Raw genomic sequence first — 23,320 nt, forward strand, 5'->3', positions numbered from 1 at the left:
AGCGAAAGGCCTCGTCCGACCCGAAGTCGACGTACAACTTCGCGAAATGCGAACGGCAGCTTCGCGCCCAACAATGGTCGTTCGCTGTCTGCGTCGCCGGTCCCAAATGCGGTCGTTCGTTCGCTCGGCAGCTTCTACGCTGCAACGAAAGACGATCATTACTGACTTTGCGTTGTCAGTGATCGAAACAGCGGGAACAAGCCCCGCATCAATGCGCGATTGCGTTCGAGACGTTGCCGATAGCCTTTGACGGCGGCAGTCGGAAGGTCGATCGCCTCTTGGCGCAACGCGATGACGAACACGCCGGCATCAAGGCCGTCGGGGCCAAGTACCAGACACCGCTCGACTAGAGCCGCGACCGCCCTTGTCGTATCCTCGCTCGGCGGCATCGCCGCGATGTAGGTCATGCGCTCGCCCAAGGCTGCATAGAAGGGCTCGCGACGCTCCAAACGGACGGCGTCCGGATCGAGCACGATCGGATCGCCTGCGGTCATGCGGACAGCCTTCGCCAATGCGATGGGGCCAGCAAGCTGATCGTTGTCCGCAGCCTCTTCGACGACCTTGCTGAGGCGGTCGAACGCGCCTGCCCGGCGCGCGAAGCCGAGGGTCACAAAAGCCCAATTCTGTACCGTGATGACGTTCGGCGCCGTGGGCAATGGGATTGCGAAGGGTGCAAAGAGCAACGCATTTTGCCGAGCCGCTCGCCAGAACTGTTCAAGTGCGCTCACGATCGGATCAAGCAGTGCATCCACGTTGCTTGGGGAGAGGGACAGGGTATCGGCGATCGTGTCCAGTTGGTAGGTCAGGGTGCTGAGAGGCTGGTAGGCAGTCGCGATGGCAATGTTGTGCCGCTGCGTGGTTGCCGTGCCCAGCAGGACAATCAGGCCGCGCACGGCATCGTTGATCCCGTCTCGGCCGGCCAACGCAGGCGTGGCAAACAGCACACCGATATTTCCCGTGACGCCAGAGTGATTCGACTTCAGGGCGCCATCCCGCACCGCCCGAACGACCTCCTGAATGCGCTCGTCCTTCACAACCGGCGCATCGAGATAAGGAACAATATCGTCGAGCAACGCGAGGAGACGGGTGCTTTCAGTTGCGGCGCCGAGACCGTGTCGCAAGATCGTTTGTGCGCACCGGGATCCGAATTCTGAGTTTTCTGCCCAAAGCGCCCGCACCTCGTCGCAGGAAATGAAGGTGATGGCGGGTGAGACGATCGGCCAGGCGCTTTCTGAAGGCGGCCCGTCTTCGAGAATGGTGAGAATAACATCTGTCAGACGGTTCAGATCATCGGGGGCAAACGCTACCGCACAATCGACCGCCGCTTCCAGACCAGCTACTGTCAGGTCAAATTGCTTGGTAGCAAACCCGGCAAGGATCGCGTCGGCAATGATCCGCGAAGCGGGCTGCACAAATTCAGGGCGTTTCCGTGCAATGTCCTTAATTGCGACAAGGCTTGTCTTCGGCAGGCTATGCCCTTCGATGAATGAGTCTCCTGGCGGTTCCTGAGCAAGCTTTGCGATGGCGTCAATTAACAGACGCGCGAGATGCTCCTTTTCGGCGCTTAACGTGCCCAGCCAGGCGATGAAGAGCTTCACCAGCACATTGAGACGCTCGCGCCGGACGCCGGTATGCCTCTGGGCGACTTCCGTCGCCACGCCGATCACCTCTTGTGTCACATAGGCATCAACAAGATCCTCGCGGCTGGCTTCGGGGCCAACGGCACCCTCACGCCCACTGGTGATCACCAGCCGAAGCGCGAGATCGAAACTCTCTGGCCGACGATGACGCCCAATCTGCTCGTACAGTTCGTCGAAAACCGACCGCCCGTAGAATGCCATGGCCTCGCTCGAAAGCGTGGAGCCGCCCAGCGCGTTCAGGCGGCGAAGCGCAGCCCAGAAACGTCGATGAGCGTCGGTGAACTTCCTGTTTGCCCAATGATCGAGAGGGGCGCCCAGATCGTGCGAGTTTTGGAGCAAGGGCGTGTCGAGCACGCAGGCGCGCACATCCGGAAAAAACAGCCCTTCTCTGCTTTGATAAGCGGCATGCATTGCCGCCAGCGCTGCATTCAGCGAGAGCAAGGGCCTGGTCACAAGGATTTCGGGCGCCTGGACCGCACCGAGCATGGCGTGGGTGGTTTTGAGCGAACCCGTCATGCCGGAGACGGTGGCAAGCGATTGGAGCGTCATGTCCGCAACGGCTTCGACCAACTCGGACCAGCTCGGATCGGAAAAACCGTCGCACAAGCGCTGCGTCGTCCCGTAGAACGCGCCGGCGAGACTCGGTCGGTCCGCGTCCAGCGCGAGGTCGCCCAGATGCTTTGTGGCGACTATCCGCAGTGCAGGGTCGAGCGGCGCAAGGGCCTCGTCGGCCGTTCGAATGGTCGCCGGGTCCGCTTGGTCGCCAATGGCGGCGACAAGACCGATCGCCTTTCCGATCACGTTCAGAGAGGCGGATCCACCCTCGGTGTTGGCGAGCCAAGAGCTGATCGAGCCGAAGTCGACGGTGGCCAGTTCAAAGGCAAATGCGATCATCCGGCAGCGTTCACGAAAAGCTTCTGGGATGCGGCTGTCGTCGTAGTGGACGCTCGCATCGGATTGCCAGGTCAAGACACGCAGCACATTCTGTAGATAGCCCGCCAAGCCTTCCTGGCCGGGTTTGAGGCGGATCGTCCAGGTAGCCAGGTGCGGCGGGCCGCCCGACATCTGCTCGATGCACAAGTCGCCGAGTTGGATCGTGCCGTCGCTTGTCGCGTCGATGGTCGCAGCGCAGAGCTCGCGGACCAGACCGGCGGAGAGGAAATGGCTCAGTGCAGCCCATGCCGGAGCGTTGCTACCGAAGCTGATCATTCGTAGCGTGCTAGGATCCGTCATGTCTGGCCTGCCCCCCAATCGGCGAATGCGAGGTGGTTCGGCGACTGCCAGCGACCAAGCAATACCTCACAGCTATTTGGCGCGCCAATCGGCCGCCACATGGAGGAATCGCGTAGCATACTCGAGAGATTGAACCCGAGAACGCGCACCGCCTCGTCTTTGGAGGGCTGCGTCAGTGCGGCGATATAGCCGCGCCATTGCCAGTCTCCCGGTTTGCCTGGCGCGGACTGATGCCAGCCATTGTTCCCACCATCAATTTTGCTGCGCCCATAACGGTTCAGGCCGACCGCACGGTGCAATTGCTGCTCACGCGGATCGATCGGCTGGAAGATGCCCGAGAGCCCGCCTTTCGATCCTCCTTTCAGGGTCTCGAAGTTTGAAAGGATGAAGGTCGCGAAATGGTGGCGCGGCAACTCGCCGTCTTGTGCTGCGCGGCAGAAGGTGTCGCGAAATTCCAGGTGCCATTCCCGCGGACGCGGCTGGGTCGCCTGCGGCCCATATTCGACTTGTGGCGTGTGAGTCGAGATGGACACCACGTCGATATGATCAGGTGGGTTGTCGAACGGTGTCTCGGCGGAGTTCACAGCAGTAAGCGGCGGGGGTGTGGCGCGGTCCGTGGGGAGGTTGAGAGCGTCCGAGCAGATCAACGGCTGGATCGTAACCGACAGGTAGCGCTTGTCTGCAGGCAACAGCGTCACGAGCGAAAGCAGGTTCGCTTCTGCCATCGTCTTCTCGGGAAGCGGGCTATTCTCGTACTGCGAACGCACCAGCTTGGGATGGATGCAAATACGTGGGCGCGCGTCCACGTCTAGCGTGAACAGGCAGCCCAGATTGAAATGGAAGTGGGCCGGCTGTTTCTCGAACCATGAACGAAAGGACGCCAGATCCTGCGGCACAATGGCCGGGATAGCGAGCAGCGCCTTAAGGAGTGACGTGATCTCGGCGTTCGAGAAGAGATGGTTCTCATCATCACCATCCGGCCGAAGGCCGACATGAATACAGCCAAGCGTCTGAACTTGGCTGAGCGACCCCAACACCGACAGCAAGGCCTCTGCCGGCGCGAACGCTTCGGGGAAAGTGAGCAGGTCGAAGGGCGCACCCGCTTGGAAGCTGGTCCTGGTATAGCCATCCATCGCACGCGGCGTCGGATTGATAAGTTCCATGATGACCTGCTCGAAGATGTCGCCGTGGGCGGCAGGTGCGTAAACGCTGGGCTCGACGAGACGAACCACGAAACTCCGGCGATCCCGCAGCACCGTCCAGACCAGGTGATTGCTCAGCAGCTTGGAGGAAGAGGCATTCGCGGTCAGAAATAGTCCTCAGTTGTCATGAGCGAGATTTTAAGTGCCATGCTGTTAATCGCGAGCCAAGATGCCATCCTGTAGGCCGGTTGCGCAAGCCATGCGCAATTTTCAAGCGTGGAACTAGCGGATGTCGGGATGATCATAGAGTTTGACAGTTCGCGGAGGGCGGCTCTCCAAGGCGCGGCCTCGGTCGCCGGCTTGCTTGTCACCACCGAGGCCATGATCGCGGAAGCTCCGAAGAGGGAGTCGGCTGGCGGCGGCGGCCTGCCGATCAGCATGTCGGCAGGCAGGTTGCCACGGTTCGCGTGCAGTCGGATGTCTCGCAGGCACAGCTCGCCCGATCGATCGGCATTAGCTTCCAGCAGCTTCAAAAATATGAGAACGCGCGGAACCGCGTGAGCGCGTCGATGCTCTACGAAATCGGCAAGTCGCTGGGTGTTCCCGTCAGCCGCTTCTTTGAGGGGCTGCCGGGGAATCAGCAAGCTAATGGGGAAGCTTCGCCTTTGCCGGTGGATGAACGCATAGATTTCATCGCTAGTGCGGAAGGCCGGCGGCTAGTCGAGGGGCTGATGCGCCTTCATCCGCGAGTTCGGAACCGTGTCTCGGCCCTGATAGCCGCGTTGGGAGAGGAGCTTAGCCTGCCGAACACCCAGAACGATGAGGAACTGGCTCCCAAACGCCGGTAGGCGGAACACGCGGATCTTGAGGAGTAGTCGTCGCTTGCGTCAGGACACTTCATTCGCGGTGGGCGACAAAAGTCATAGGAAGCATCAGTTTTCGACTGGTGTCATTTCCCGTCCTGCCGACGGGAAAGCCGGACGCCTAGTCCCCCTCCGTTCTCGGGAATAAACTCGATTCCTGCTGCTTCAAAGGCGGTACGAACGGCCTGACGAGTGCTGGGCTTGAGCTGATCGCCTTGCTCCAGGCGAGTAATCGTCTGCGTTGCGACTTGAGCAACCTCTGCCAGTTCTCGCACCCCCCAACCAAGAGCTGCTCGCGCCATCCTGCACTGGATAGGGCTGATTTCATCACACTGTAATGATTTTTGTTGCCCGCTCACGTCTCGACCTGTATTCTGAAACTGCACACAAGACGGTCGGACGGAGTGATGACACACACCGCCCGACCTGACCGCACCCAAGCTGTAAGGGAGCTCGGATCATGGCTGATTCCGACAATAGCATGACTCTGCCTTTCGTCACCCGCAGGCGAGTGCTTGCGGGAGGGATGATTACGTCCACCGCTTTGGTGCTTGAGAAAAGCGCGCTTGCCAGCAACGGAGCTGCAACAAGTACGCTGCCCGACCCAGCGCTAACGCTTTGGCGGGAATGGGAGACAGCCCACACGCTGACCGAGCGGCTTTGCCGCAGCCAACAGCGCATGGAGACGAGGCTTGTCGAGAGTGTCGGCTTTCCTTGTGTGACCGTCCGCCTGCCCGAGGGTGGGGACGTGACGATCCACTCGATCGAGGCGCTCAATGAAGTGCTCGGCAAAGGACCGGATTTGACGGCTCTCCGCCAGAAGGCAGAAGCTGAGTTGGCGGCGCTGGAATGCGGCTGCCGAGGAGACCGGTTACACCGCCGCGCTCAGGGCCGAGCGCGAGGCTGGCGATAGGGCAGAGGATCTGCTGGAAGCGTTCTCAGCCACCCCCGCCACGACTCTCGCCGGGGTGGCGGGCAAGCTCGATGCCGTATTGCGCGAGGGCGAGGCCTGGGAGGAATGCTCCGAGTTTCCCTGGCCGCAAATCCGCTCGGCGCTCAGCGATCTTGTGCGCATCGCCGAGCAGATGACGCCGGAGCAGGTCTTTCCCGGCGAGCGGCGTCCCAAGCTCCGCAGGCCCGGGGCTGGCTGCTGTTTCCGTGCCTGAACGATGAAACTGGAGGAGGGGGTATGAAGATCCACCCAACTCAACGTCCCGCTTCAGCGGAGAATCCCTCGACTTGCAGCGAAGCATCTATTTCCCGTCACCTTCAACCGCCAGGGAATTGGCAGGACTGGACGCTTCTGCGGCATCTCACCATCCGGCGGCGAGCAGATCCCGATCTGCTGGACGCCTTCAACCGTGATGCCGCCTTGGAAAAAGGGACCGTGCCTGAAGCGGCAGAGGCAGCGAAAGAGAGACAGCCGCGACCGCAATCGCTTGGTGCGCCGTGTCGGGGCGTTACGACGGTCGGACATGAAAGTGCCCATTCTGGTTTCGGGTAGTCGCCTGTCTTCAACTGGGCCTGCCCGACTCCGAAGTGGAAGCGACAGGGCGGAAGCCTCAAGGTGCTTGGGCCTTGTCATGACCGCCTGGTACTCGATCATCAACGTCACCGAAACAATGATCGTCAACCGGCGTTCCAAAGCCGCCACCAACAGTTGGCGCCAGGCGCCAGCGTCACTTCGGATCGCCGCCACCAAGGTCGCCGTATCGAGAAGCAGTCTCATGCAAGCATATTGGATATCGCCTGTGATATTGCAGGAGCCTCGAGCTTTGACAATTTGGCTTGGTTTCGGAATCCCCAAATCGCAGCGCGCAAGTATTTGCACGCCACCGTACGACCGCGCTGCAACTGAACTTGTCTTGCTGGTCATCACGCCGCTCAATGCCCTTGATCTACACAGAAGAGCGGGCATGCCATGGTGGACGAGGCCAAACCTGGGAACGACAGCGCAAGCCATGATTACAAAGCTGACATGTCGGCACGAGGCATGGCTGAACGAGCCGTCCTGTCGATCGCCTGTTTGTTGGGTCGGCGGGTTGCTCGGGAGCATTTCGAGGAATTGCAGACGGCCAACGACAACAAAGTTCATCCTCCTGAGAAAGCAACGTCAGAAGGGGAGGGTGTGGACGGCGGCGGCGGACATTAGCAAACAGAGGCTGAGGAGCGGTCCATGACCCGTGTCGCGCTGTACGCTCGTTACTCATCCGACAACCAGCGCGAAGCCTCTATCGAGGATCAGTTGCGGCTTTGCCGAGAGCACGCGGCCAGGGAGAAGTGGACTGTCGTTGGGACCTATGCCGACGCCGCCGTATCCGGTGCAAGCATCATCCGTCGACCAGACATCCAGCGCCTTCTGACAGATGCTCAAAGCGGGCAATTCGAGATCGTCCTAGCCGAGGCACTCGATCGCTTGTCTCGCGATCAGGAAGACGTAGCCGGCCTCTTCAAGCGACTGCGCTTTGCCGAGGTCAGGATCGTCACCCTCTCGGAGGGTGCCGTGGACGAACTGCACGTGGGCCTCAAAGGAACGATGAACGCGTTGTTCCTGCGCGACCTAGCCGCCAAAATCAGGCGGGGCCAAAGCGGCCGCATATTGAACGGCTACAACGCCGGCGGTCTCTCCTACGGCTATCGCGTGATCAAGAAGCTCGATGAACGCGGCGAACCGATCCGCGGTCTACGCGAGATCGATGAGGATCAAGCCAAGGTCGTACGTCGGATTTTTCGGGAGTTCGCGGCTGGTCAATCAGCACGTACGATAGCTGCAAGCCTCAACAAGGAAGGTATTCCATCACCCTTTGGGGGTGCGTGGGGCGCCTCGACCATCAATGGCAATCTCAAGCGGAGAAGCGGCTTTCTCTACAACGAAGCCTATATCGGGCTGCTCGTCTTCAATCGTATCCAAATGCGCAAGGATCCCGAGACTGGGAAGCGCATCTCGCGGCCGAATCTGCCGGAAACCTGGCAGGTTGTTGAAGTGCCGCATCTGCGTATCATCGACGATGAGCTGTGGGATGCGGTGCAAGCCCGCAAGAAGCTTTATGGGGGCATGAAACTCCATCACCGCCGACGGCCGAAGCACATGTTCTCGGGGCTTGTGCGGTGCGGCTGCTGTGGCGCTTCCTATACGGTGAAGAATAGAGACCAGCTTGCTTGTGCCGCGCACCGTGAGAAAGGCACTTGTACCAACAACAAGACGATCCGCGTTGGCGAGTTAGAGAAGCGCGTGCTTGAAGGCATCCAGCGGCGCTTGCTGGCGCCAGGTGCCATTGCGGGCTTCCTTGCTGAATATCATGCTGAGCATAAGCGACTGAACGCCATGAACCGCGAACGGCAAAGGGAAGCCGAAAGGCGGCATGCCGGCATCGACAGACAGATCGGCAATATCGTTGATGCTATCGCTGACGGTGTCGCGACGACCAGCTTGAAATCGAAGCTGCTGGACCTCGAGCGCGAAAAGGAGAATCTAGCCCGAGAGCTTCAGGCGATGGCGGCCGCGGAAAGCATTGTGGAGTTTCATCCGGCTGCGGTGAAGGTTTACCGTCGGCAAGTATCCGAGCTCCAGGACGCGTTGCAATCCGATGAGCGCGAGCGCCACGAGGCGGCGAGGATCATCCGCTCGCTGGTCACGGGGATTGATATCATTCCGACGGAGGGTAGGGGAAAGGTTGAGCTGAAAGTCCGCGGTGCGCTGCCGGAGCTTCTGAACCTGCCAAATCGTAAACCAGGAACAGCGCCTAGCGCTGCAGTGATGGTAGCGGGAGAGGGACTTGAACCCCCGACCCCAGGATTATGATTCCCGTGCTCTAACCAACTGAGCTACCCCGCCAAGGCGGCGAAGGCCCGAAATCCAGCTTAAATCGGCAGGCATATCGGCGCGTTCGCCAAGGTCGCGCGGATATAAGGTTGCGAGGCCAAGCCTGTCAAGCATCGAAGTGGCTGCCGCGCCGGCATATTGCTGGCGCCTAAAGCTTTGCCGGGCAGACATTTGGGCGCACAGGCCGGGGTTGAGTTCAGCGAGGCACGTCGCTATGTCTCGGCCACGAAAGCCATGGTCATGAATTGATGAAACCGCGCATTGCAGTCCTCGGTTGCGGATACTGGGGCAGCAACCACATCCGCACCCTAAAGGCGCTCGGCGCGCTGCATGCGGTTTCGGACGTCAACCCCGCGCGTGCGGAGGGTTTTGCCAGCGAGCAGGATTGCCTGGCGATAGAGCCGGAGGCGCTGTTTGCCCGCGACGATGTCGACGCCATTGTCATGGCGCTGCCGCCGCAGTTCCATGCCGACATGGCGGTGCGCGCCGTGCTCGGCGGCAAGGACGTGCTGGTGGAGAAGCCGATCGCGCTGACGGTGGCCGATGCCGAACGCTCGGTGCAGGCGGCCGCCGATAATGGCCGTGTCTTCATGGTCGGCCACGTGCTGCGCTTTCATCCCGCCTTCGAGACGCTGAAGGCGCTGATCGACAATGGCGAACTCGGCGAAGTCCGCTACATCCATTCGCATCGGCTCGGCCTCGGCAAGTTCCACACCGAAAACGACGCGCTATGGGATCTGGCGCCGCACGATCTGTCGATGATCCTGGCCATCACTGGCACCGAACCGGTCGAAGTGCGCGGCGAAGGCGCTGCTCTTCTCGACAATCTCAGCGACTTTGCGCATCTGCACATGCGCTTTCCCAACGGCCTGCGCGGCCATCTGTTCGCCTCGCGGCTCAACCCTTACCGCGAACGGCGGCTGACCGTTGTCGGCACCAAGGCGATGGCGGTGTTCGACGATGTCGAGCCGTGGGAGCGCAAGCTTGCCGTCTATCGCCACGCGGTGTGGCAGGACAGCGGCCAATGGGCGTTCACCGCCAACGAGCCGTCCTATGTCGCGGTCGGTGAGGGCATGCCGCTGACGCGCGAGCTGGAGCATTTCATCCACTGCATCGAGACGCGGGCCGAACCGCGCACCAGCGGCGAGGAGGCCATCCGCGTGCTGCGCATCCTGACCGCCGGCACCGTCGCCCATACAAGGCCCGCCCATACAAGGCCCTAAAAGAAAACGCCGTCTATTCGGCGGGAACCCGCGCCGGCTGGACGGCAAGCCGCGTCAGCATCGCCTCGGCCTCGGCGCCGCGCTCGGAGCGCTCGATGAAGCCGCCGCCGAACACGCGCGCCTCGTTGCCATCGTCGGAATAGAGCACGCAAGCCTGACCGGGCGCGATGCCGGATTCGCCGTCGACCAGTTCCACCGAAGTGACACCGGCGCGGTGATGCAGCACGGCCGGGCGCGGCGGCCGCGTCGAGCGCACCTTGGCGAAAAGCTCAAGCCCGGCCGCCGGGATAGCGGTCAGCGGGCCATCGCCCAGCCAGTTCATGTTGCGCAAGAAGATCTTGTGGGTCTCCAGCGCCTCGCGCGGGCCGACGACGACGCGGGCCCGGTCGGCGTCGAGATGAACGACGTAGAGCGGCTCGCCCGAGGCGATGCCGATGCCGCGGCGCTGACCGACGGTGTAGCGCAAAATGCCCTCGTGGCGGCCAAGCACGCGCCCGTCTATATGGACGATGTCGCCCGGATTGGCGGCAGCCGGCTTCAGCTTGGCGATGATGTCGGAATACTTGCCCTGCGGCACGAAGCAGATGTCCTGGCTGTCCTGCTTGGCCGCAACCGTCAGTCCCATCTCCTCGGCGATGGCGCGAACCTCAGGCTTCGACAGGCCGCCGAGCGGAAAACGCAGATAGTCGATCTGCGCCTGGGTGGTGGCGAACAGGAAGTAGCTCTGGTCGCGGTCGGCGTCGACCGGCCGGTAAAGCGCGCGGTGGGCGCCATTGGCGCCGGAACGGATGTAGTGGCCGGTCGCCAGCGCGTCGGCGCCGAGTTCCTTGGCGGTCGCAAGAAGGTCGGCGAATTTCACCGTCTGATTGCAGGAAACGCAAGGGATCGGCGTTTCGCCGGCGACATAGCTCTCGGCGAACGGGTCGATCACCGCCTTGCGGAAGCGCTCCTCGTAATCGAGGACGTAATGCGGGATGCCGAGCGTCTCGGAGACGCGGCGGGCATCGTCGATGTCCTGGCCGGCGCAGCATGAGCCGGCCCGGTGCGTTGCCGCGCCGTGGTCATAAAGCTGCAGCGTGACGCCGACGACGTCGTAGCCCTCGTGCTTCAGGAGGCCGGCAACGACCGACGAATCGACACCGCCCGACATGGCGACGACGACGCGGGTGTTTTCGGGGCGTCCGGGAAGATCGAGGCTGTTCATGGTTCTTTCGTTCTGCGCGGCGCTTCAATGCCAATGGCCGGAATATAGGTCAAGCGTCTCGGCTGCGCCAGCTTTGCCGGGCCGGCTCATTTTTCCTGCCGGGTTCAATGCGCTTGCCGGCAGATGTTTCAAATGCCGATGAAAAGGCTAACGCCGCGTTCATGATCCTTACCTAACCATTAGGGTCTGCTTAGGCAAATTTTAAAGCTGTGGCGGTAATGTGGTGGGGATTGGGTCTTTGAGTTTTTTGTAGAGAGTACGATGACCGATCTAATTAGACCGCGAGTCAAATATGTTATCGGGCCAGACGGCAGCCCACTTACCATCGCCGATCTGCCGCCGACAAACACACGTCGCTGGGTTATCCGGCGCAAGGCGGAAGTGGTGGCGGCGGTGCGTGGCGGGCTTTTGAGCCTCGAAGAGGCATGCCAGCGCTACAAGCTCACCACCGAGGAATTCCTGTCCTGGCAAGCGTCGATCGACGAATACGGCCTTGCCGGCCTGCGCACCACGCGCATCCAGCAATACCGGCATTAGGCCGATAAGGGCGCTGATCAGCGCCCTTACGTTTGCGAGGGGCGACGATCTGCAATTTCAGACCGTCAGCACCACCTTGCCGATCGGCCTGGTGGCGAGAAAGGCATGGGCGGCACCGGCCTGTTCGAGCGGAAACGCCTTTGCCACGTGGACGGCCAGCTTTTTCGCGTCGATCAATTTGCCGAGCCCCACCAGAGCGGCACGGTCGGGCACTACGGACATGCGCTCGACGCGGATGCCTCGCGTCCTGGCCTTTGCCTTGGTGGCATCGCTGACATCGAGCAGCGACACCAGAACGCCGCCGGCCGTGAGCACTTTCAGTGATTGCTCCGCATGCACGCCGCCGAACGGGTCGAGAACCAGATCGATGTCGCGGGCCTTCCCGGTGAAATCATCCCTTGTGTAGTCGATCACCTCGTCAGCGCCGAGCGAGCGGACGAAATCGAGCTTTTCCGGGCTGGCGGTCGCGACGACGTAAGCGCCGTGCGCCTTGGCGATCTGCACCGCCAGATGGCCGACGCCGCCGGCTCCGGCGTGGATCAGCACGCGCTTGCCAGAATCGAGCCGGCCATGGCGGACAAGGCCTTGCCAGGCCGTCAGGCCGGCCAGCGGCAGCGCGGCGGCTTGCGCGTGATCTATGCCTTCAGGTTTCGGCGCAAGCTCATCAGCCGGGACAGCGGCGAGTTCGGCGTAGGCTGCCGCCTGTTTGGGAAAGCGCGTCATGCCGAACACGGCATCGCCGACCTTGAGGCCGGAGACGCCGGAGCCCAGCGCCTCGACAACTCCCGAAACGTCCCAGCCAAGGACAAAAGGCGGCTCGCCGAGCAGCGGATAGTGGCCGCCGCGCGCCGCACCATCGACCGGATTGATGCCGGCCGCCTCGATGCGGACGAGCACTTCGCCGGCCTCGGGTGATGGCGCGGGGCGATCGGCAATGACGAGGACGTCGGGTCCGCCGAAGGAATTCTGGATAATGGCACGCATGGAAGGCTCTCCTGCTGGTTTTGATGTGCCACTATCACTTGGATAGTTACATTCTCTTGTCTAGTATGTACCTTTTTGATATATACGCATCTCATGGATAGTGAAGATGTTTCCCCTTTCGGCTATGACGCCTTTCGGCGTTCGTGCCCGTCACACGCCGTGCTCGAGACGCTCGCCAGCAAATGGGTCCACCTGGTGATCTGTGCGTTGCGCCGCGGCCGGCTTCGCAACGGCGAACTGGCGCGCAAGCTCGAAGGCGTCACGCCGAAAATGCTGACGCAGACGCTGCGTATCCTCGAACGCGACGGCCTTGTGCGGCGCGAAATCTTCCCGGTCATTCCACCGCGGGTCGAATACGAGCTGACGGAACTCGGCCAGAACCTGGCAGGACTGCTCGATCAGATCAGAGCCTGGTCGGAGCAGCATGTGCCCGACATCAAAAATGCGCGCGCACGGGTGGCGGAACAGCAAGAAGATCTGGATGCCTGAGGCGGGCACAGTTCGGTGCGCAGCAATAGCGCGCAAGCGCGACGCGCGTTAAAGTCTTGTTCAGCCGATCATGGCGCTGCGGCCGCCGGCTTCCGTGTCGCGCGCCTTGGTGTCGCGCGATTCCAGCATCTCGGCCTTGGAAAGCTCCGCTTCGGCTTCGCTCAGCAATGATTCGGCGACATTTCGCTGCTGGGCGAGGTCGCTTTGCGAATTCCTGAGGTTGTCGCGGCGCAGGCGTGCCGCCTTGGCGAAGGTCGGATAAGCAAAATGATTGATGTCGGTGATGCCGGCCTTCTTCTCTTCGGCGGCGATCTGAAGTTCCAGCTCGACGGCCATGCGCTCGAACTCGGCGATCATCATGTCGAGCTGCAGCAGCTGCCGCCGCTTCTCGCTCACCTGAAATTGCTTCAGCCGAACGAGGTTTTCACGTGACTTCATGATTCGGTACTCCCGGAAACGCACACCTGCACATATCTTCCAATTCACCCGGCAAGGCCCAGGCCTGACCCGTTTCCACCGGCTTTCCCCGAACTATGGGAAACAAACTCCTAAAGTTTTTTGCCGGCGGTAACCATTCGTTTACGGGCATTGTTAATCATACGGCTCAGGACTTAAGGGCGGGTAAAAATTCTGCTTCTCATCGCGAAACCTGGCCAACGAGTCCGAAGAGTCACTTAGTCTGGCTTATTAATGTGCCGCATTAACGGTTTGGGTCTGTGATTCGTTATTGGATTCAACAAGGTGTAGAAAGGGGTTAAAAAATCTGATACCGTCACGGACGGGGAATTAGGTTTTATTAACCATTCGATGGCAGCCTCTGCTCAGGGCAATCACTGCTCCGGTCCTGGACGGGTCGTGAAATGGTCCGGCAGCAGAAAAGGGGAATGAAATGCGCGTTCTGCTGATAGAAGACGACAGTGCAACCGCACAAAGCATCGAGCTGATGCTGAAATCAGAAAGTTTCAATGTCTATACGACCGACCTTGGTGAAGAGGGTGTCGATCTAGGCAAGCTTTATGATTACGACATCATTCTCCTCGACCTCAATCTCCCCGACATGTCGGGCTACGAAGTGTTGAGAACACTCCGCCTTTCCAAGGTGAAGACGCCGATCCTCATCCTCTCCGGCATGGCCGGCATCGAGGACAAGGTGCGCGGCCTCGGCTTCGGCGCCGACGATTACATGACCAAGCCCTTCCACAAGGACGAACTGGTCGCCCGCATCCATGCCATCGTGCGGCGTTCCAAGGGCCATGCCCAGTCGGTCATCACCACCGGCGACCTGGTGGTCAATCTCGACGCCAAGACCGTTGAAGTCGGTGGCCAGCGCGTCCATCTGACCGGCAAGGAATATCAGATGCTGGAACTGCTCTCGCTGCGCAAGGGCACCACGCTGACCAAGGAAATGTTCCTCAACCATCTCTATGGCGGCATGGATGAGCCGGAGCTGAAGATCATCGACGTCTTCATCTGCAAGCTGCGCAAGAAGCTCGACGCCGCGTCTGGCGGGCAGAATTACATCGAGACCGTCTGGGGCCGCGGCTATGTGCTGCGTGAGCCTGAAGATATCCGGGTCAGCGCCTGAACTGAGGGCATGATCCCAAAGTGGGCGCCGTTTTTCGGAAAACAACGCAGTAAAACAATAAGATAGAGCTCATCCCGATTTCATCGAGATTGAACAGGCTCTGATCAGGCGGCAATCTTCAAGGCGCGGAAGCACTCGAGCAGTTGCGGCCGGTTGAACGGCTTCAGCAGGTAGCCCTGGGCGCCGGCGCGCTTTGCCCGCATGATCGCCCCGACGTCGACCTCGACCAGCGAAATCAAAACCTGCGGCACTACCGGGCTTTCCATGGCGCGCACGCGGCGGATGAGGTCCTGCGCCTGCATGTCCGGCAAGGCGCCGTCGACGACGATGATATCAGGCATGTCGACCGCGCACATCTCGATCGCCTCATGGCCGCTGGCGGCTTCGATCACCATCATGCCGGAACCGCCCAGGATACGCCTTGCAACCTTCCTGATGACGCTCGAATTGTCGACGAACATGCAGCGTTTCATTCCCGGACCCTCTTTGCCATGCGGCAAACCGACAGCGTCGTGGCATCTGCCGGGGAACATAGGCCGATCTGGTAAAGAAGCCGAAAAGCCGTTAGGTAAAATTTTCCTGAAGGTGTTTTAAGCGAAATCTTCTTTCGCAATGCTTCACGCAATTAATCTGCAAGCCGGTCTCACAGATGTTAAGACGACGCCGCAAATATGATTTGGAGAAAATACTTTTCCGGCTCTTAGCAGAACTTCAGACTGCAGAAAGGACGATCTCGTCGGCGGTCGCATGGATCGAAATCGTCATGTTGGCTTCGCGGGCCAGGAGCAGCGTGTAATAGGGCTGCACCGAATGCGCGTCGATCGGCTCTTCCGGCCTGTGGCCGGAATGCAATTCCAGGAATTTGGGCGGCACGCGGAGCATCGGGCCGCTCGCCGCGAGCGCAAAGCGCGGCTCGGTCTCGAGGTTCTCCAGCGTGACCACCAGCCTGCCGCCGCGCGGAATGGCGGCGTTAGCGACGAGGATGAGATTGAGCAGCAGCTTGACCTTGTTCTTGGGCAACAGTGCGCGGGTTCCGTTCCAGATCAGTTCCGGCTTCTCGTTCTTCAGGAAGGCGATGGCCACGGCCTCGGCGTCCCCGGTGTCGATCAGCATGCCGGCGGAACCGGCGGCGCCGAAGGCGATGCGGGCGAATTGCAGGCGGGCGGAGGCGTTTTTGGCGCTTTGGCGGATCAGCTTCATGGCGTCTTCGTCGGCGCCGCCTTCGTCGAGCAGCTCAAGCCCGTTGTTTATGGCGCCGACCGGCGAAATGATGTCGTGGCAGACCCGGCTGCACAGCAGCGCTGCCAGATCGGGTGCGGAAAGGGTGAAAAGCTCGGCCATCGGCAAAAATCCCTGCAAATTTCACAACACAATGACCGGGCGATCATGATCCCGCCTGTCCACACGAATCACGCTCTCTCCCAAGCATTCTGAATACACAGCGCTTGTGCGTGCAGCAACAAATCCGAAATCATGATTGTCGAAAATGGCGTGTTCACGCAGCAGGGTGCTGCGCGGGCGATGTGAAAACAGCCTTCGAACCGCCATCTTCATGTGGGAGTTTAATGGTTGAAAAAGGATTACGGCATAGTTTGCCCTAACAGTCATCCTTAACGGCCGCCAAAGAGCCGTACGGGTGCGAGGCGTCGGCGAAAGTGCTCCCTGACGGAGATTGGAAGCATGGTTTCCCGATTCTACGACCGGACTTTTTTCCGTGTCATCTCAATGACGATCGCGCTCATCGGCCTTGTCGCCTTTTCGGCATCGGCCGCGCGGGCGCAGGAATACACCGCGCAGGAGATCGTCGATTCCGGTCATAAATTCTTCGGCGCGACATCGGGCGGGCTCGCCACCGTCGTCGAGAAGATTTTCGCCACCTATGGCCTGCCGAACGGCTATCTGCTCGGCGAAGAGGGGTCCGGGGCGCTGATCGGTGGCCTGACCTATGGCGAAGGCACGCTCTACACCAAGAATGCCGGCGACCACAAAGTGTTCTGGCAAGGCCCGTCGCTCGGCTGGGATTTCGGCGGCGAGGGCTCGCGCGTCATGATGCTGGTCTACAATCTCGACGATGTGAGCAGCCTCTATAATCGTTTTGGCGGCGTCGCCGGCTCCGCCTATGTCGTCGCCGGCGTCGGTTTCAACGTGCTGAAGAACAACAATGTGCTGCTCGTGCCGATCCGTACCGGCGTCGGCGCCCGTCTCGGCGTCAATCTCGGCTACCTCAAGCTCACCCAACGCGCGACCTGGAATCCGTTCTGACCTGCATGATGGCGCCACTGCGATTGGAGCTGTGATCCCACGGTCTGAGCTTTGCCGCGGCATACTCTTGCCGTGGCGCCGGATTTCCGTCATGCGAAGATGGCAAAGTCGACCTTTGGCGGTTGCCATGCACAACGGATAGTCATCTTGGTCCAGTCGATCCTGTTCTTTGTCCTCGGCTTTCTCTGCGCGGGCTTTCTGGCGCTGATGATTGCTCCGGCCGTGTGGCGGCGGGCGGTGGCGCTGACGCGCAAGCGCGTCGAGGGCTCGATGCCGTTGACGCTGGCCGAGATCCAGGCGGACAAGGATCGCATTCGCGCCGAGTTCGCCGTTTCGGTGCGCCGGCTTGAAATGACCGCCAAATCATTGCGCGAGAAGGCCGCCGAACAGCTGGTCGAGATCGGCCGCGACCGCGAAGCCCTGAAGGAATTGGCGGCCGAGCGACAGGACAAGAACCGGGTCGTCGCCGATCTTACAGCCAGGGGCGAGGAGCTTCGCAAGCGCGATGAGCAGCTGCAGCAGCTGTCGGAACGGCTTGCGGAGACCGAGCGCGCCCTCGAAAAGCGCGGGCTCGAACTGCGGAAACTGGAGCACATGTATGACGACGCCAGTTTTTCATCCAGCAGCCGGCAGATCGAACTGGTGGCGCGCGAGTCCGAGCTGCAGAAGCTGGCGAGCGACATTTCGCTGCTGCGCGGCCAGCGCAAGGAGGCGGACAGGCGCAGCCAGGAATTGGCAGCCGAAAGCAAGGTTTTGCGGGACGCGTTGAAGGCCGAGAAGAAAAGAACCGGCGACCTGGAAAAGAAGGTCGAACGCCTGCTCGCCTCGCTGGCCGATCGCGAGGACAGGCTGGAGCGCCGCGAGAAGGAACTGGTGCGCCTTCGCGAAAAGCCGAAAGGCGCTGAAAGAACGCCTGCGGTGGGTCTTGCCGGCGTGCCAGGCAGTCAGGTCAATGTGGCCGCTAACTGCGACATCGAACAGACAACCGCCAAGCTCGATGCCGACCGCGAGCGGCTGGAGGCCAGGCTGACATCGCTGGCACGCGAAAACAGACGGCTGAAGACAGACCTTGCTGCCGTCGAAACGTCGAAATCGCGGACCGGAGACGATACCGGCAGCGCCAGCGCCGCATTGCGCGAAGAGATGAACGATCTGGCGGCGCAAGTCGTGGCCTTGACGGCAAAGCTCGACGGGCCGGATTCACCGATCGCCCGGGCGCTTGCAGCGCCTGAGGATCCGCGGCCGGGGAGAGGCGGACGCAGCCTTGCCGATCGGGTGCGGGCGCTGCAGAAGGCCGCTTCGACCGACTGAGATGCCGCCACTTGGCCGCAAAATGCCCAACTCTCAAATTCCGGAAAAATAATGCAGCGCGATGGCTGACGCGGCGGCGACGTTCAGGCTGTCGAAACCTTGCGCCATACCGATCCGCAGCGTCTGCAGGCGGGCAAGCAGGCTTTCCGGCAGGCCTTCGCCCTCGGTGCCGAGATAGAGCGCCAGCCGCTCGTTTCTCTTGGCATCGCGAATGTCGATCTGCCCGCGCGGCGACAAGGCGAATTGGCTGAAGCCTTGCCGGTCGAGCATGGCGGTGCAGCCGGCGGTATCGGCAAAGCAGGCGAAGGGGACTTTCAAGGCCGCGCCCACCGAGACGCGGATTGCCTTGCGGTACAGCGGATCGCAGCAGGTCGGATCGAGAAGCACGGCATCCGCGCCGAAGGCGGCGGCATTGCGGAAGATCGAGCCCATATTGTCATGATTGGCGATGCCGACCAGCACCACGATCAGCGCGCGGGCGGGCAGTGTGCCGAGCAAGACCTCAGCGGAGATGGCCGCACCTTTGCGGCCGATCGCCAATATGCCGCGATGCATGTGGAATCCGGCAATCCTGTCGATGATTTCGCCGGATGCGACATAGATCGGAAGCCCGGCAGGCGCCTTGCGCAGGACGTCATCGAGGCCGGCCAGCCGGTTCTCGAGCACCAGCACCGATTCTGCCTCGAACCGACGGGCGGCAAGCAGCGTGTCGAGCACCACCTTGCCTTCGGCGACGAAACGGCCCTGCCGGCCGGCAAGATCGCGTTCCCGGATGTCGAGATAGGCGGCGACGCGAGGATCCTGCGGGTCGTCTATGCGGATCGGATTCATGGCTTCCTCGGCGGACCCTGGCGTCGGCCGCGAATCGGGATTCGGATTCGGAAGGCACGATGCCGGATCCGAAGCTCTGACCGTATCTCAGCGTCCAAATGGATGCACGCCGTTCTAACGGTCAAATCCAATCACTAGGCGCCGGGCGGAGACGCCCTGCCTGGCCCTCCTGGCGGCACGGCGATATTTGACTTCCGCGGCGCGGCTCTTCGGCCAAGCCGCTTCAATGCAGAATTTCGATGGGCGAAGGAACCACACAGGGCCATGCCGCGTCATAGAGGCGGGCTCCTGCTGCGGTCCTGGGAGGACATCGATGATCAGGCTCCTCCTCGTCTTTGCCGCCACGCTTGCCCTCGCATGCGGCGTGGCTCGCGCGGCCAAGCTCGATCCAGCCACCGTCAATCAGGCCCAATTCACCATCGGCGAACCGAAGGGCGTCGATCCGATGCTGCTGAAGGCGCAGATCCTTCTGGATCGCGCCCGCTTCTCGCCGGGCCTCATCGACGGCCGCCTTTCCCAGAACTTCGCCAAAGCCGTCGCCGCGTTTCAGGCGGCAAACGGACTTCCGCCCGATGGCAAGCTCGATCCACAGACCTGGAGCAACCTCATCGCAACCTCCGCCAAGCCGGTGCTGGTGACCTATGAGGTGATGCGCAAGGATGTGCGTGGACCGTTCACCCGGCGTATTCCCGCCCGCTTGGAGAGGATGGCCCGCTTGCGGCGGCTCGGCTACCGCAATGCGGTGGAGAGGTTGGCTGAGCGCTTCCACGTCAGCGAACAATTGCTGCGAATGCTCAATCCGGGCACCAGCCTCAGGAAACCAGGCAGGACGTTGGTGGTGCCTGATGTCGGCAGAGGCGACCCTCCCGCCGGCGTTGCCGCCGTCGAGGTCGACAAGGGCGCCCGCCTGGTGCGTGTGCTCGACCGTGCCGGCAAATGGCTGGCGGTCTACCCCGCCTCGATTGGGAGCGACGAGAAGCCGGCGCCAAGCGGCATGGCGGAGGTCAGGCGCGTGGTGCACAACCCTACCTATCACTACGATCCGGACTTCGCTTTCAAGGGGGTCAAGACCAAGCGGCCCTTCACCATCGCTGCCGGGCCGAACAATCCCGTGGGATCGGTCTGGATCGATCTCTCCATCGAAAGCTACGGCATCCACGGCGCGCCCGAACCGGGCAAGATCGGCACGACCTTTTCGCATGGCTGCATCCGGTTGACCAATTGGGATGCCGGAGACCTTGCCTCGATGGTGCAGCCGGGCACGAAAGTCGAGTTCAAGGATGAGATTGCGCAGGCCGCCGACGAGCGCGTTCAATAGCAAGGCTGACTTGGCAGCAAGGCAGACTTGGCAGCAAGGCGGACTTGGCAGCAAAGCGGATTTGGCGGGGCGTTCTCCGCCCGGCCGCTCAGGTCCCGGCGCGACGCAGCCGGTGAGCCATCTGCGACAGTTCACCTTCGCCGAAAATGCCGTCCAGCATGTGCAGCAATTCGCGCACCGCCGCGGACTTGCAGGAATAATAGATCATTTGCCGGTCGCGGCGGGTCTCGACAAGGTCGGAAGCCCTCAGCTTGGCCAGATGCTGTGACAGGGCGGATTGGCTGAGCGACACCTTCTCGGCTATGGCGCCGACCGACATCTCGCCCTCGGCTAGATAGCTCATGATCAACAAACGTTTTTCGTTGCCCATCAGCGTCAGAAACGCAGCCGCGGTTCCGGCGTTGGCGACTAGTTTGTTCGAGACCATAGATCCCCCATGCCTTCTTGCTCATCCGCCGCTATGGGGGCAATAGCGTCGGATTCCATAGACTTTCCCTATAGATGCACGCCAGCGATTCAGCGTCACTCGCAAAGGTAGAACATTTCGCTCAAATCTCAAGGCTTGCTTTCCATGCAAGCCGATTAACCGTGCGGCTGTGATTATTTTGCCGATCGGGCGGCCTTGGCCATGTCGACCAGGACAGGCCTGAGGTCGCGCGCCGCTCTCAGCGGCTCGGGGAAGAAAACCCGACAGACATTGTCGCCCGATACGAGATCCATCCCGTCGGCGTCGAACCCGGTGACGATCCAGCCGTCACTCTCGGCCCCGCCGAAATGACTTGCGTAGAGGGCAATCGCATCGAGATGGTCGGCGTTCATGTGGTCGAGCGCCGATTGCTCCCCGGCGGCAAGCTCTTCGACGATCGCTCCCGTCGCGACCAGATCGGTGCGGTCGAGCAGATAGGCCTTGCCGAAGCCGCCGTTCAGGCTGGCGCGCTCCGGTTCGAGCCGGAAGATCGAGAAGTCGCCGAGCCCGGCATAGAGTTTTGCCTTGGGATTGCGGTTGAGGTAGCGCCGCTCGGCGCGGGCGTGCTCGTTCGAGCCGCGTTCGAGCCGCAGGGCGCGGCAGACGAGCGTCAATCGCGGATGCGCCAGCGGATCGCCCTTGCCGGGTTCGCCGACGAGCAACGAGCAGCGCGGGTCGGCAAGGATGGCGCCGGTATGGGCGGACAGCATCGATACCAGGATCAACGGCGTGCCGTCGATGTCTGTGGCGACGCCGACCCGGCTGGCCAGCGGCGAACCGGTTCCCGGTTCGAGCACTGCCAACGCGCCGAAACGGGCGCTGCGGATCAGCGTCTTTGCCAGCCTGATCGCCTCGGTATCGGTCGCGCGGATCACGTCTTTCCTGGGTTCGTCCAAGGCATCACCGTCGCATTTATTTCGGCGCCATGCGGATGGCGCCGTCGAGGCGAATGGTCTCGCCGTTGAGCATCTGGTTCTCGATGATGTGCAAGGCAAGTGCCGCGTATTCCGAAGGCTCGCCCAAACGGGAAGGGAAGGGCACAGCGGCGCCGAGCGAATCCTGCACCTCCTGCGGCATGCCGGCCATCATCGGCGTCCTGAAGATGCCGGGGGCGATGGTGCAGACGCGAATGCCGGAGCGGGCGAGATCGCGCGCCACCGGCAGCGTCATACCGACGACACCGGCCTTGGAGGCGGAATAGGCGGCCTGACCGATCTGGCCGTCATAGGCCGCGACCGACGCGGTGTTGATAATGACGCCGCGCTCGCCGCCCTGCAGCGGCTCGAGCCTGGCGATCCGGTCGGCAACCAGGCGAATCATGTTGAAGGTGCCGACCAGATTGACCTCGATCACCTTGCGGTATTGATCGAGCGGATGCGGTCCGTCCTTGCCGATCGTCTTCATGCCGATAACGATGCCGGCGCAATTGACCAGGATGCGCGGTGCGCCGAGCGTCTCTGCCGCTTCCGCGACTGCGGCGGCACCGCTCTCGGCGTCGCTCACATCGCATCGGACGGCGATGCCGCCGATGTCAGCCGCCACCTTGGCCGCACGCTCGATACCGAGATCGAGGACGGCAACCCTGGCGCCGCCGGCGGCAAGAGCGCGCGCCGTCGCCTCGCCAAGGCCGGAGCCGCCACCGGTGACGATCACAATCTGGCCGTTCGGGTTCATCTCGACGTCCTCCTCCGTGCCCAGACTATGCCGCCAAGCCACCGTGCGACAGCACCGGCATGGTCACGCCATCGCGGCGATGTGCGCGGCAATCCTTGCCTGGTCGGCGTGGCAAACCTCGCCCGCCAGCCTCGCCACCGCGCCCGGCACGATCTCGTGCGCCAAAAGCCGGTCGGGGTCGACCGGACGCGGCATCGAGATCTGCCCGCGCGGGAGCCTTTTGAAGCCGAGCGGGCCGTAATAGGGTTCGTCGCCGACCAGCGTCACGGCCGGCGCGCCGGCCTTGGCGGCGGCTTCCAGCGCGATTGCCACCAGCCGGCGGCCGATGCCGAGATTTTTGAAGGCCGGCCGCACAGCGAGCGGCCCGAGCATCAGCGCGCGGCCGGCACCGGCGGCGATGCGCGTCATCCGGACCGAGGCGACGACGATTGCGCCGTCGACAGCCACGAAGGACAAAGCCCGCTCATGCGGGCCACCTTGGCGGATCTTGTAGGCGGCAAGCACGAAACGGCCCGGCCCGAAGGCCTCGTCATTGATGGCTTCGATTTCAGGATCGTGCGCCGGAGTTTCCGGCAGGTATTTCACGTCGGCCAGGTATTTCAAGTCGGCAAGGCTCATGGTCTTTGCGTTCCGGTATGCGAGGAAAGGTTTGCTGCAAGCGGCAGCGTTCGCCAGTCAGCGCTTCATCAAGCGCGGGCGCTCTTTCGTCGTCGGTCGAACCGGATCATGGCAAAG

Annotated in this window: 26 protein-coding genes and 1 tRNA gene; 12 read left to right on the plus strand and 15 right to left on the minus strand. The window is 61.8% G+C overall.

Annotation, left to right across the window (positions count from 1 at the left end):
• Nucleotides 1-158 precede the first annotated feature (158 nt).
• Both NKK47_RS06340 and NKK47_RS06345 read right to left on the minus strand, forming a co-directional pair.
• Nucleotides 159-2,849: a hypothetical protein gene (locus NKK47_RS06340; protein ID WP_352575696.1), complete on the minus strand. Its 2,691-nt coding sequence runs from the start codon at nucleotides 2,847-2,849 to the stop codon at nucleotides 159-161.
• A 20-nt stretch (nucleotides 2,850-2,869) separates the two neighbouring features.
• A complete protein-coding gene (locus NKK47_RS06345; RefSeq protein ID WP_352575697.1) occupies nucleotides 2,870-4,105 on the minus strand; it encodes a hypothetical protein in 1,236 nt (411 codons plus the stop codon).
• Nucleotides 4,106-4,482: 377 nt separating this feature from the next.
• Here NKK47_RS06345 and NKK47_RS06350 point away from each other — a divergent pair, with 377 nt between their 5' ends.
• Complete coding sequence (locus NKK47_RS06350; RefSeq protein ID WP_502904977.1) at nucleotides 4,483-4,863, plus strand: helix-turn-helix domain-containing protein; 381 nt, start codon at nucleotides 4,483-4,485, stop codon at nucleotides 4,861-4,863.
• A gap of 101 nt (nucleotides 4,864-4,964) precedes the next feature.
• Here the strand turns inward: NKK47_RS06350 and NKK47_RS06355 are convergent, their stop codons facing one another.
• A complete protein-coding gene (locus NKK47_RS06355; protein ID WP_502904980.1) occupies nucleotides 4,965-5,180 on the minus strand; it encodes a transcriptional regulator in 216 nt (71 codons plus the stop codon).
• A gap of 158 nt (nucleotides 5,181-5,338) precedes the next feature.
• Between NKK47_RS06355 and NKK47_RS06360 the strand changes: the two genes are divergently transcribed.
• A complete protein-coding gene (locus tag NKK47_RS06360) occupies nucleotides 5,339-5,791 on the plus strand; it encodes a hypothetical protein (RefSeq protein ID WP_352575699.1) in 453 nt (150 codons plus the stop codon).
• A 55-nt stretch (nucleotides 5,792-5,846) separates the two neighbouring features.
• Nucleotides 5,847-6,044: a hypothetical protein gene (locus NKK47_RS06365; protein WP_352575701.1), complete on the plus strand. Its 198-nt coding sequence runs from the start codon at nucleotides 5,847-5,849 to the stop codon at nucleotides 6,042-6,044.
• Between the two features lie 53 nt (nucleotides 6,045-6,097).
• Here NKK47_RS06365 and NKK47_RS06370 read toward each other — a convergent pair whose 3' ends face one another.
• A complete protein-coding gene (locus NKK47_RS06370; RefSeq protein ID WP_352575702.1) occupies nucleotides 6,098-6,754 on the minus strand; it encodes a PIN domain-containing protein in 657 nt (218 codons plus the stop codon).
• 45 nt (nucleotides 6,755-6,799) lie between these two features.
• Here NKK47_RS06370 and NKK47_RS06375 point away from each other — a divergent pair, with 45 nt between their 5' ends.
• Complete coding sequence (locus NKK47_RS06375) at nucleotides 6,800-7,030, plus strand: hypothetical protein (protein ID WP_352575703.1); 231 nt, start codon at nucleotides 6,800-6,802, stop codon at nucleotides 7,028-7,030.
• Between the two features lie 24 nt (nucleotides 7,031-7,054).
• Nucleotides 7,055-8,680 carry a recombinase family protein gene (locus NKK47_RS06380; protein ID WP_352575835.1) on the plus strand — a complete coding sequence of 542 codons (1,626 nt, stop codon included), beginning with the start codon at nucleotides 7,055-7,057 and terminating at the stop codon, nucleotides 8,678-8,680.
• Here the strand turns inward: NKK47_RS06380 and NKK47_RS06385 are convergent.
• Nucleotides 8,637-8,713: transfer RNA gene (locus NKK47_RS06385), tRNA-Met, on the minus strand. The genes NKK47_RS06380 and NKK47_RS06385 overlap by 44 nt on opposite strands.
• Nucleotides 8,714-8,949: 236 nt before the next feature.
• Here NKK47_RS06385 and NKK47_RS06390 point away from each other — a divergent pair.
• Nucleotides 8,950-9,924 carry a Gfo/Idh/MocA family protein gene (locus tag NKK47_RS06390; protein ID WP_352452922.1) on the plus strand — a complete coding sequence of 325 codons (975 nt, stop codon included), beginning with the start codon at nucleotides 8,950-8,952 and terminating at the stop codon, nucleotides 9,922-9,924.
• A 13-nt stretch (nucleotides 9,925-9,937) separates the two neighbouring features.
• Here NKK47_RS06390 and mnmA read toward each other — a convergent pair whose 3' ends face one another.
• Nucleotides 9,938-11,128, minus strand: a complete 1,191-nt coding sequence (mnmA, locus tag NKK47_RS06395; protein WP_352517002.1) for a tRNA 2-thiouridine(34) synthase MnmA — start codon at nucleotides 11,126-11,128, stop codon at nucleotides 9,938-9,940.
• Nucleotides 11,129-11,389: 261 nt separating this feature from the next.
• Here mnmA and sciP point away from each other — a divergent pair, with 261 nt between their 5' ends.
• Nucleotides 11,390-11,665, plus strand: a complete 276-nt coding sequence (gene sciP, locus NKK47_RS06400) for a CtrA inhibitor SciP (RefSeq protein ID WP_023679563.1) — start codon at nucleotides 11,390-11,392, stop codon at nucleotides 11,663-11,665.
• A 57-nt stretch (nucleotides 11,666-11,722) separates the two neighbouring features.
• Here the strand turns inward: sciP and NKK47_RS06405 are convergent, their stop codons facing one another.
• Nucleotides 11,723-12,649, minus strand: a complete 927-nt coding sequence (locus NKK47_RS06405) for an NADP-dependent oxidoreductase (RefSeq protein ID WP_352575705.1) — start codon at nucleotides 12,647-12,649, stop codon at nucleotides 11,723-11,725.
• 93 nt (nucleotides 12,650-12,742) lie between these two features.
• Between NKK47_RS06405 and NKK47_RS06410 the strand changes: the two genes are divergently transcribed.
• On the plus strand, nucleotides 12,743-13,138 hold the full coding sequence (locus NKK47_RS06410; protein ID WP_352575707.1) for a winged helix-turn-helix transcriptional regulator: 396 nt from the start codon (nucleotides 12,743-12,745) through the stop codon (nucleotides 13,136-13,138).
• A gap of 60 nt (nucleotides 13,139-13,198) precedes the next feature.
• Here NKK47_RS06410 and NKK47_RS06415 read toward each other — a convergent pair whose 3' ends face one another.
• Entirely contained in the window at nucleotides 13,199-13,576 is a 378-nt protein-coding gene (locus tag NKK47_RS06415; RefSeq protein WP_023719275.1) for a flagellar export protein FliJ, read from the minus strand.
• Between the two features lie 451 nt (nucleotides 13,577-14,027).
• On the opposite strand from NKK47_RS06415, the gene ctrA reads away from it, so the two are divergent.
• Complete coding sequence (gene ctrA, locus NKK47_RS06420; RefSeq protein WP_006203583.1) at nucleotides 14,028-14,723, plus strand: response regulator transcription factor CtrA; 696 nt, start codon at nucleotides 14,028-14,030, stop codon at nucleotides 14,721-14,723.
• Between the two features lie 104 nt (nucleotides 14,724-14,827).
• On the opposite strand, the gene NKK47_RS06425 is transcribed toward ctrA, so the two are convergent.
• Both NKK47_RS06425 and chpT read right to left on the minus strand, forming a co-directional pair.
• Nucleotides 14,828-15,196 carry a response regulator gene (locus NKK47_RS06425; protein ID WP_023679559.1) on the minus strand — a complete coding sequence of 123 codons (369 nt, stop codon included), beginning with the start codon at nucleotides 15,194-15,196 and terminating at the stop codon, nucleotides 14,828-14,830.
• 238 nt (nucleotides 15,197-15,434) lie between these two features.
• Complete coding sequence (gene chpT, locus NKK47_RS06430; RefSeq protein ID WP_023679558.1) at nucleotides 15,435-16,064, minus strand: histidine phosphotransferase ChpT; 630 nt, start codon at nucleotides 16,062-16,064, stop codon at nucleotides 15,435-15,437.
• Between the two features lie 339 nt (nucleotides 16,065-16,403).
• Between chpT and NKK47_RS06435 the strand changes: the two genes are divergently transcribed.
• Both NKK47_RS06435 and NKK47_RS06440 read left to right on the plus strand, forming a co-directional pair.
• Entirely contained in the window at nucleotides 16,404-16,985 is a 582-nt protein-coding gene (locus tag NKK47_RS06435; RefSeq protein WP_023679557.1) for a DUF1134 domain-containing protein, read from the plus strand.
• A gap of 147 nt (nucleotides 16,986-17,132) precedes the next feature.
• Nucleotides 17,133-18,296 (plus strand): coiled-coil domain-containing protein, encoded by a 1,164-nt coding sequence (locus NKK47_RS06440; RefSeq protein ID WP_352575709.1) that lies wholly within the window; start codon nucleotides 17,133-17,135, stop codon nucleotides 18,294-18,296.
• Between the two features lie 33 nt (nucleotides 18,297-18,329).
• Here NKK47_RS06440 and NKK47_RS06445 read toward each other — a convergent pair whose 3' ends face one another.
• The gene (locus NKK47_RS06445) at nucleotides 18,330-19,127 is read right to left on the minus strand and encodes a TrmH family RNA methyltransferase (RefSeq protein ID WP_352575710.1); all 798 of its coding nucleotides are present in this window, start codon (nucleotides 19,125-19,127) and stop codon (nucleotides 18,330-18,332) included.
• Nucleotides 19,128-19,440: 313 nt separating this feature from the next.
• Between NKK47_RS06445 and NKK47_RS06450 the strand changes: the two genes are divergently transcribed.
• On the plus strand, nucleotides 19,441-20,445 hold the full coding sequence (locus NKK47_RS06450) for a L,D-transpeptidase (protein WP_352575712.1): 1,005 nt from the start codon (nucleotides 19,441-19,443) through the stop codon (nucleotides 20,443-20,445).
• 88 nt (nucleotides 20,446-20,533) lie between these two features.
• On the opposite strand, the gene NKK47_RS06455 is transcribed toward NKK47_RS06450, so the two are convergent.
• From NKK47_RS06455 to NKK47_RS06470, 4 genes are all read right to left on the minus strand, one after another.
• Nucleotides 20,534-20,872, minus strand: a complete 339-nt coding sequence (locus NKK47_RS06455; protein ID WP_023679553.1) for an ArsR/SmtB family transcription factor — start codon at nucleotides 20,870-20,872, stop codon at nucleotides 20,534-20,536.
• A gap of 173 nt (nucleotides 20,873-21,045) precedes the next feature.
• Nucleotides 21,046-21,807 (minus strand): HugZ family pyridoxamine 5'-phosphate oxidase, encoded by a 762-nt coding sequence (locus NKK47_RS06460; RefSeq protein ID WP_352575714.1) that lies wholly within the window; start codon nucleotides 21,805-21,807, stop codon nucleotides 21,046-21,048.
• 16 nt (nucleotides 21,808-21,823) lie between these two features.
• Entirely contained in the window at nucleotides 21,824-22,585 is a 762-nt protein-coding gene (locus NKK47_RS06465) for an SDR family NAD(P)-dependent oxidoreductase (RefSeq protein WP_352575716.1), read from the minus strand.
• Between the two features lie 63 nt (nucleotides 22,586-22,648).
• The gene (locus NKK47_RS06470) at nucleotides 22,649-23,203 is read right to left on the minus strand and encodes a GNAT family N-acetyltransferase (protein WP_352575718.1); all 555 of its coding nucleotides are present in this window, start codon (nucleotides 23,201-23,203) and stop codon (nucleotides 22,649-22,651) included.
• Nucleotides 23,204-23,320 lie beyond the last annotated feature (117 nt).

The organism is Mesorhizobium sp. M0019, assembly GCF_040323975.1.
Classification (GTDB): domain Bacteria; phylum Pseudomonadota; class Alphaproteobacteria; order Rhizobiales; family Rhizobiaceae; genus Mesorhizobium.

Bases quoted from the DNA above. Each gene is read 5' to 3' on its own strand.
- NKK47_RS06340 (WP_352575696.1), bottom strand. From the start codon at position 2,849: ATGATCAGCTTCGGTAGCAACGCTCCGGCATGGGCTGCACTGAGCCAT.
- NKK47_RS06355 (WP_502904980.1), bottom strand. From the start codon at position 5,180: ATGGCGCGAGCAGCTCTTGGTTGGGGGGTGCGAGAACTGGCAGAGGTT.
- NKK47_RS06360 (WP_352575699.1), top strand. From the start codon at position 5,339: ATGGCTGATTCCGACAATAGCATGACTCTGCCTTTCGTCACCCGCAGG.
- NKK47_RS06370 (WP_352575702.1), bottom strand. From the start codon at position 6,754: ATGACCAGCAAGACAAGTTCAGTTGCAGCGCGGTCGTACGGTGGCGTG.
- NKK47_RS06375 (WP_352575703.1), top strand. From the start codon at position 6,800: ATGGTGGACGAGGCCAAACCTGGGAACGACAGCGCAAGCCATGATTAC.
- NKK47_RS06380 (WP_352575835.1), top strand. From the start codon at position 7,055: ATGACCCGTGTCGCGCTGTACGCTCGTTACTCATCCGACAACCAGCGC.
- NKK47_RS06390 (WP_352452922.1), top strand. From the start codon at position 8,950: ATGAAACCGCGCATTGCAGTCCTCGGTTGCGGATACTGGGGCAGCAAC.
- mnmA (WP_352517002.1), bottom strand. From the start codon at position 11,128: ATGAACAGCCTCGATCTTCCCGGACGCCCCGAAAACACCCGCGTCGTC.
- sciP (WP_023679563.1), top strand. From the start codon at position 11,390: ATGACCGATCTAATTAGACCGCGAGTCAAATATGTTATCGGGCCAGAC.
- NKK47_RS06405 (WP_352575705.1), bottom strand. From the start codon at position 12,649: ATGCGTGCCATTATCCAGAATTCCTTCGGCGGACCCGACGTCCTCGTC.
- NKK47_RS06410 (WP_352575707.1), top strand. From the start codon at position 12,743: ATGGATAGTGAAGATGTTTCCCCTTTCGGCTATGACGCCTTTCGGCGT.
- NKK47_RS06415 (WP_023719275.1), bottom strand. From the start codon at position 13,576: ATGAAGTCACGTGAAAACCTCGTTCGGCTGAAGCAATTTCAGGTGAGC.
- ctrA (WP_006203583.1), top strand. From the start codon at position 14,028: ATGCGCGTTCTGCTGATAGAAGACGACAGTGCAACCGCACAAAGCATC.
- NKK47_RS06425 (WP_023679559.1), bottom strand. From the start codon at position 15,196: ATGAAACGCTGCATGTTCGTCGACAATTCGAGCGTCATCAGGAAGGTT.
- chpT (WP_023679558.1), bottom strand. From the start codon at position 16,064: ATGGCCGAGCTTTTCACCCTTTCCGCACCCGATCTGGCAGCGCTGCTG.
- NKK47_RS06435 (WP_023679557.1), top strand. From the start codon at position 16,404: ATGGTTTCCCGATTCTACGACCGGACTTTTTTCCGTGTCATCTCAATG.
- NKK47_RS06445 (WP_352575710.1), bottom strand. From the start codon at position 19,127: ATGAATCCGATCCGCATAGACGACCCGCAGGATCCTCGCGTCGCCGCC.
- NKK47_RS06450 (WP_352575712.1), top strand. From the start codon at position 19,441: ATGATCAGGCTCCTCCTCGTCTTTGCCGCCACGCTTGCCCTCGCATGC.
- NKK47_RS06455 (WP_023679553.1), bottom strand. From the start codon at position 20,872: ATGGTCTCGAACAAACTAGTCGCCAACGCCGGAACCGCGGCTGCGTTT.
- NKK47_RS06465 (WP_352575716.1), bottom strand. From the start codon at position 22,585: ATGAACCCGAACGGCCAGATTGTGATCGTCACCGGTGGCGGCTCCGGC.
- NKK47_RS06470 (WP_352575718.1), bottom strand. From the start codon at position 23,203: ATGAGCCTTGCCGACTTGAAATACCTGGCCGACGTGAAATACCTGCCG.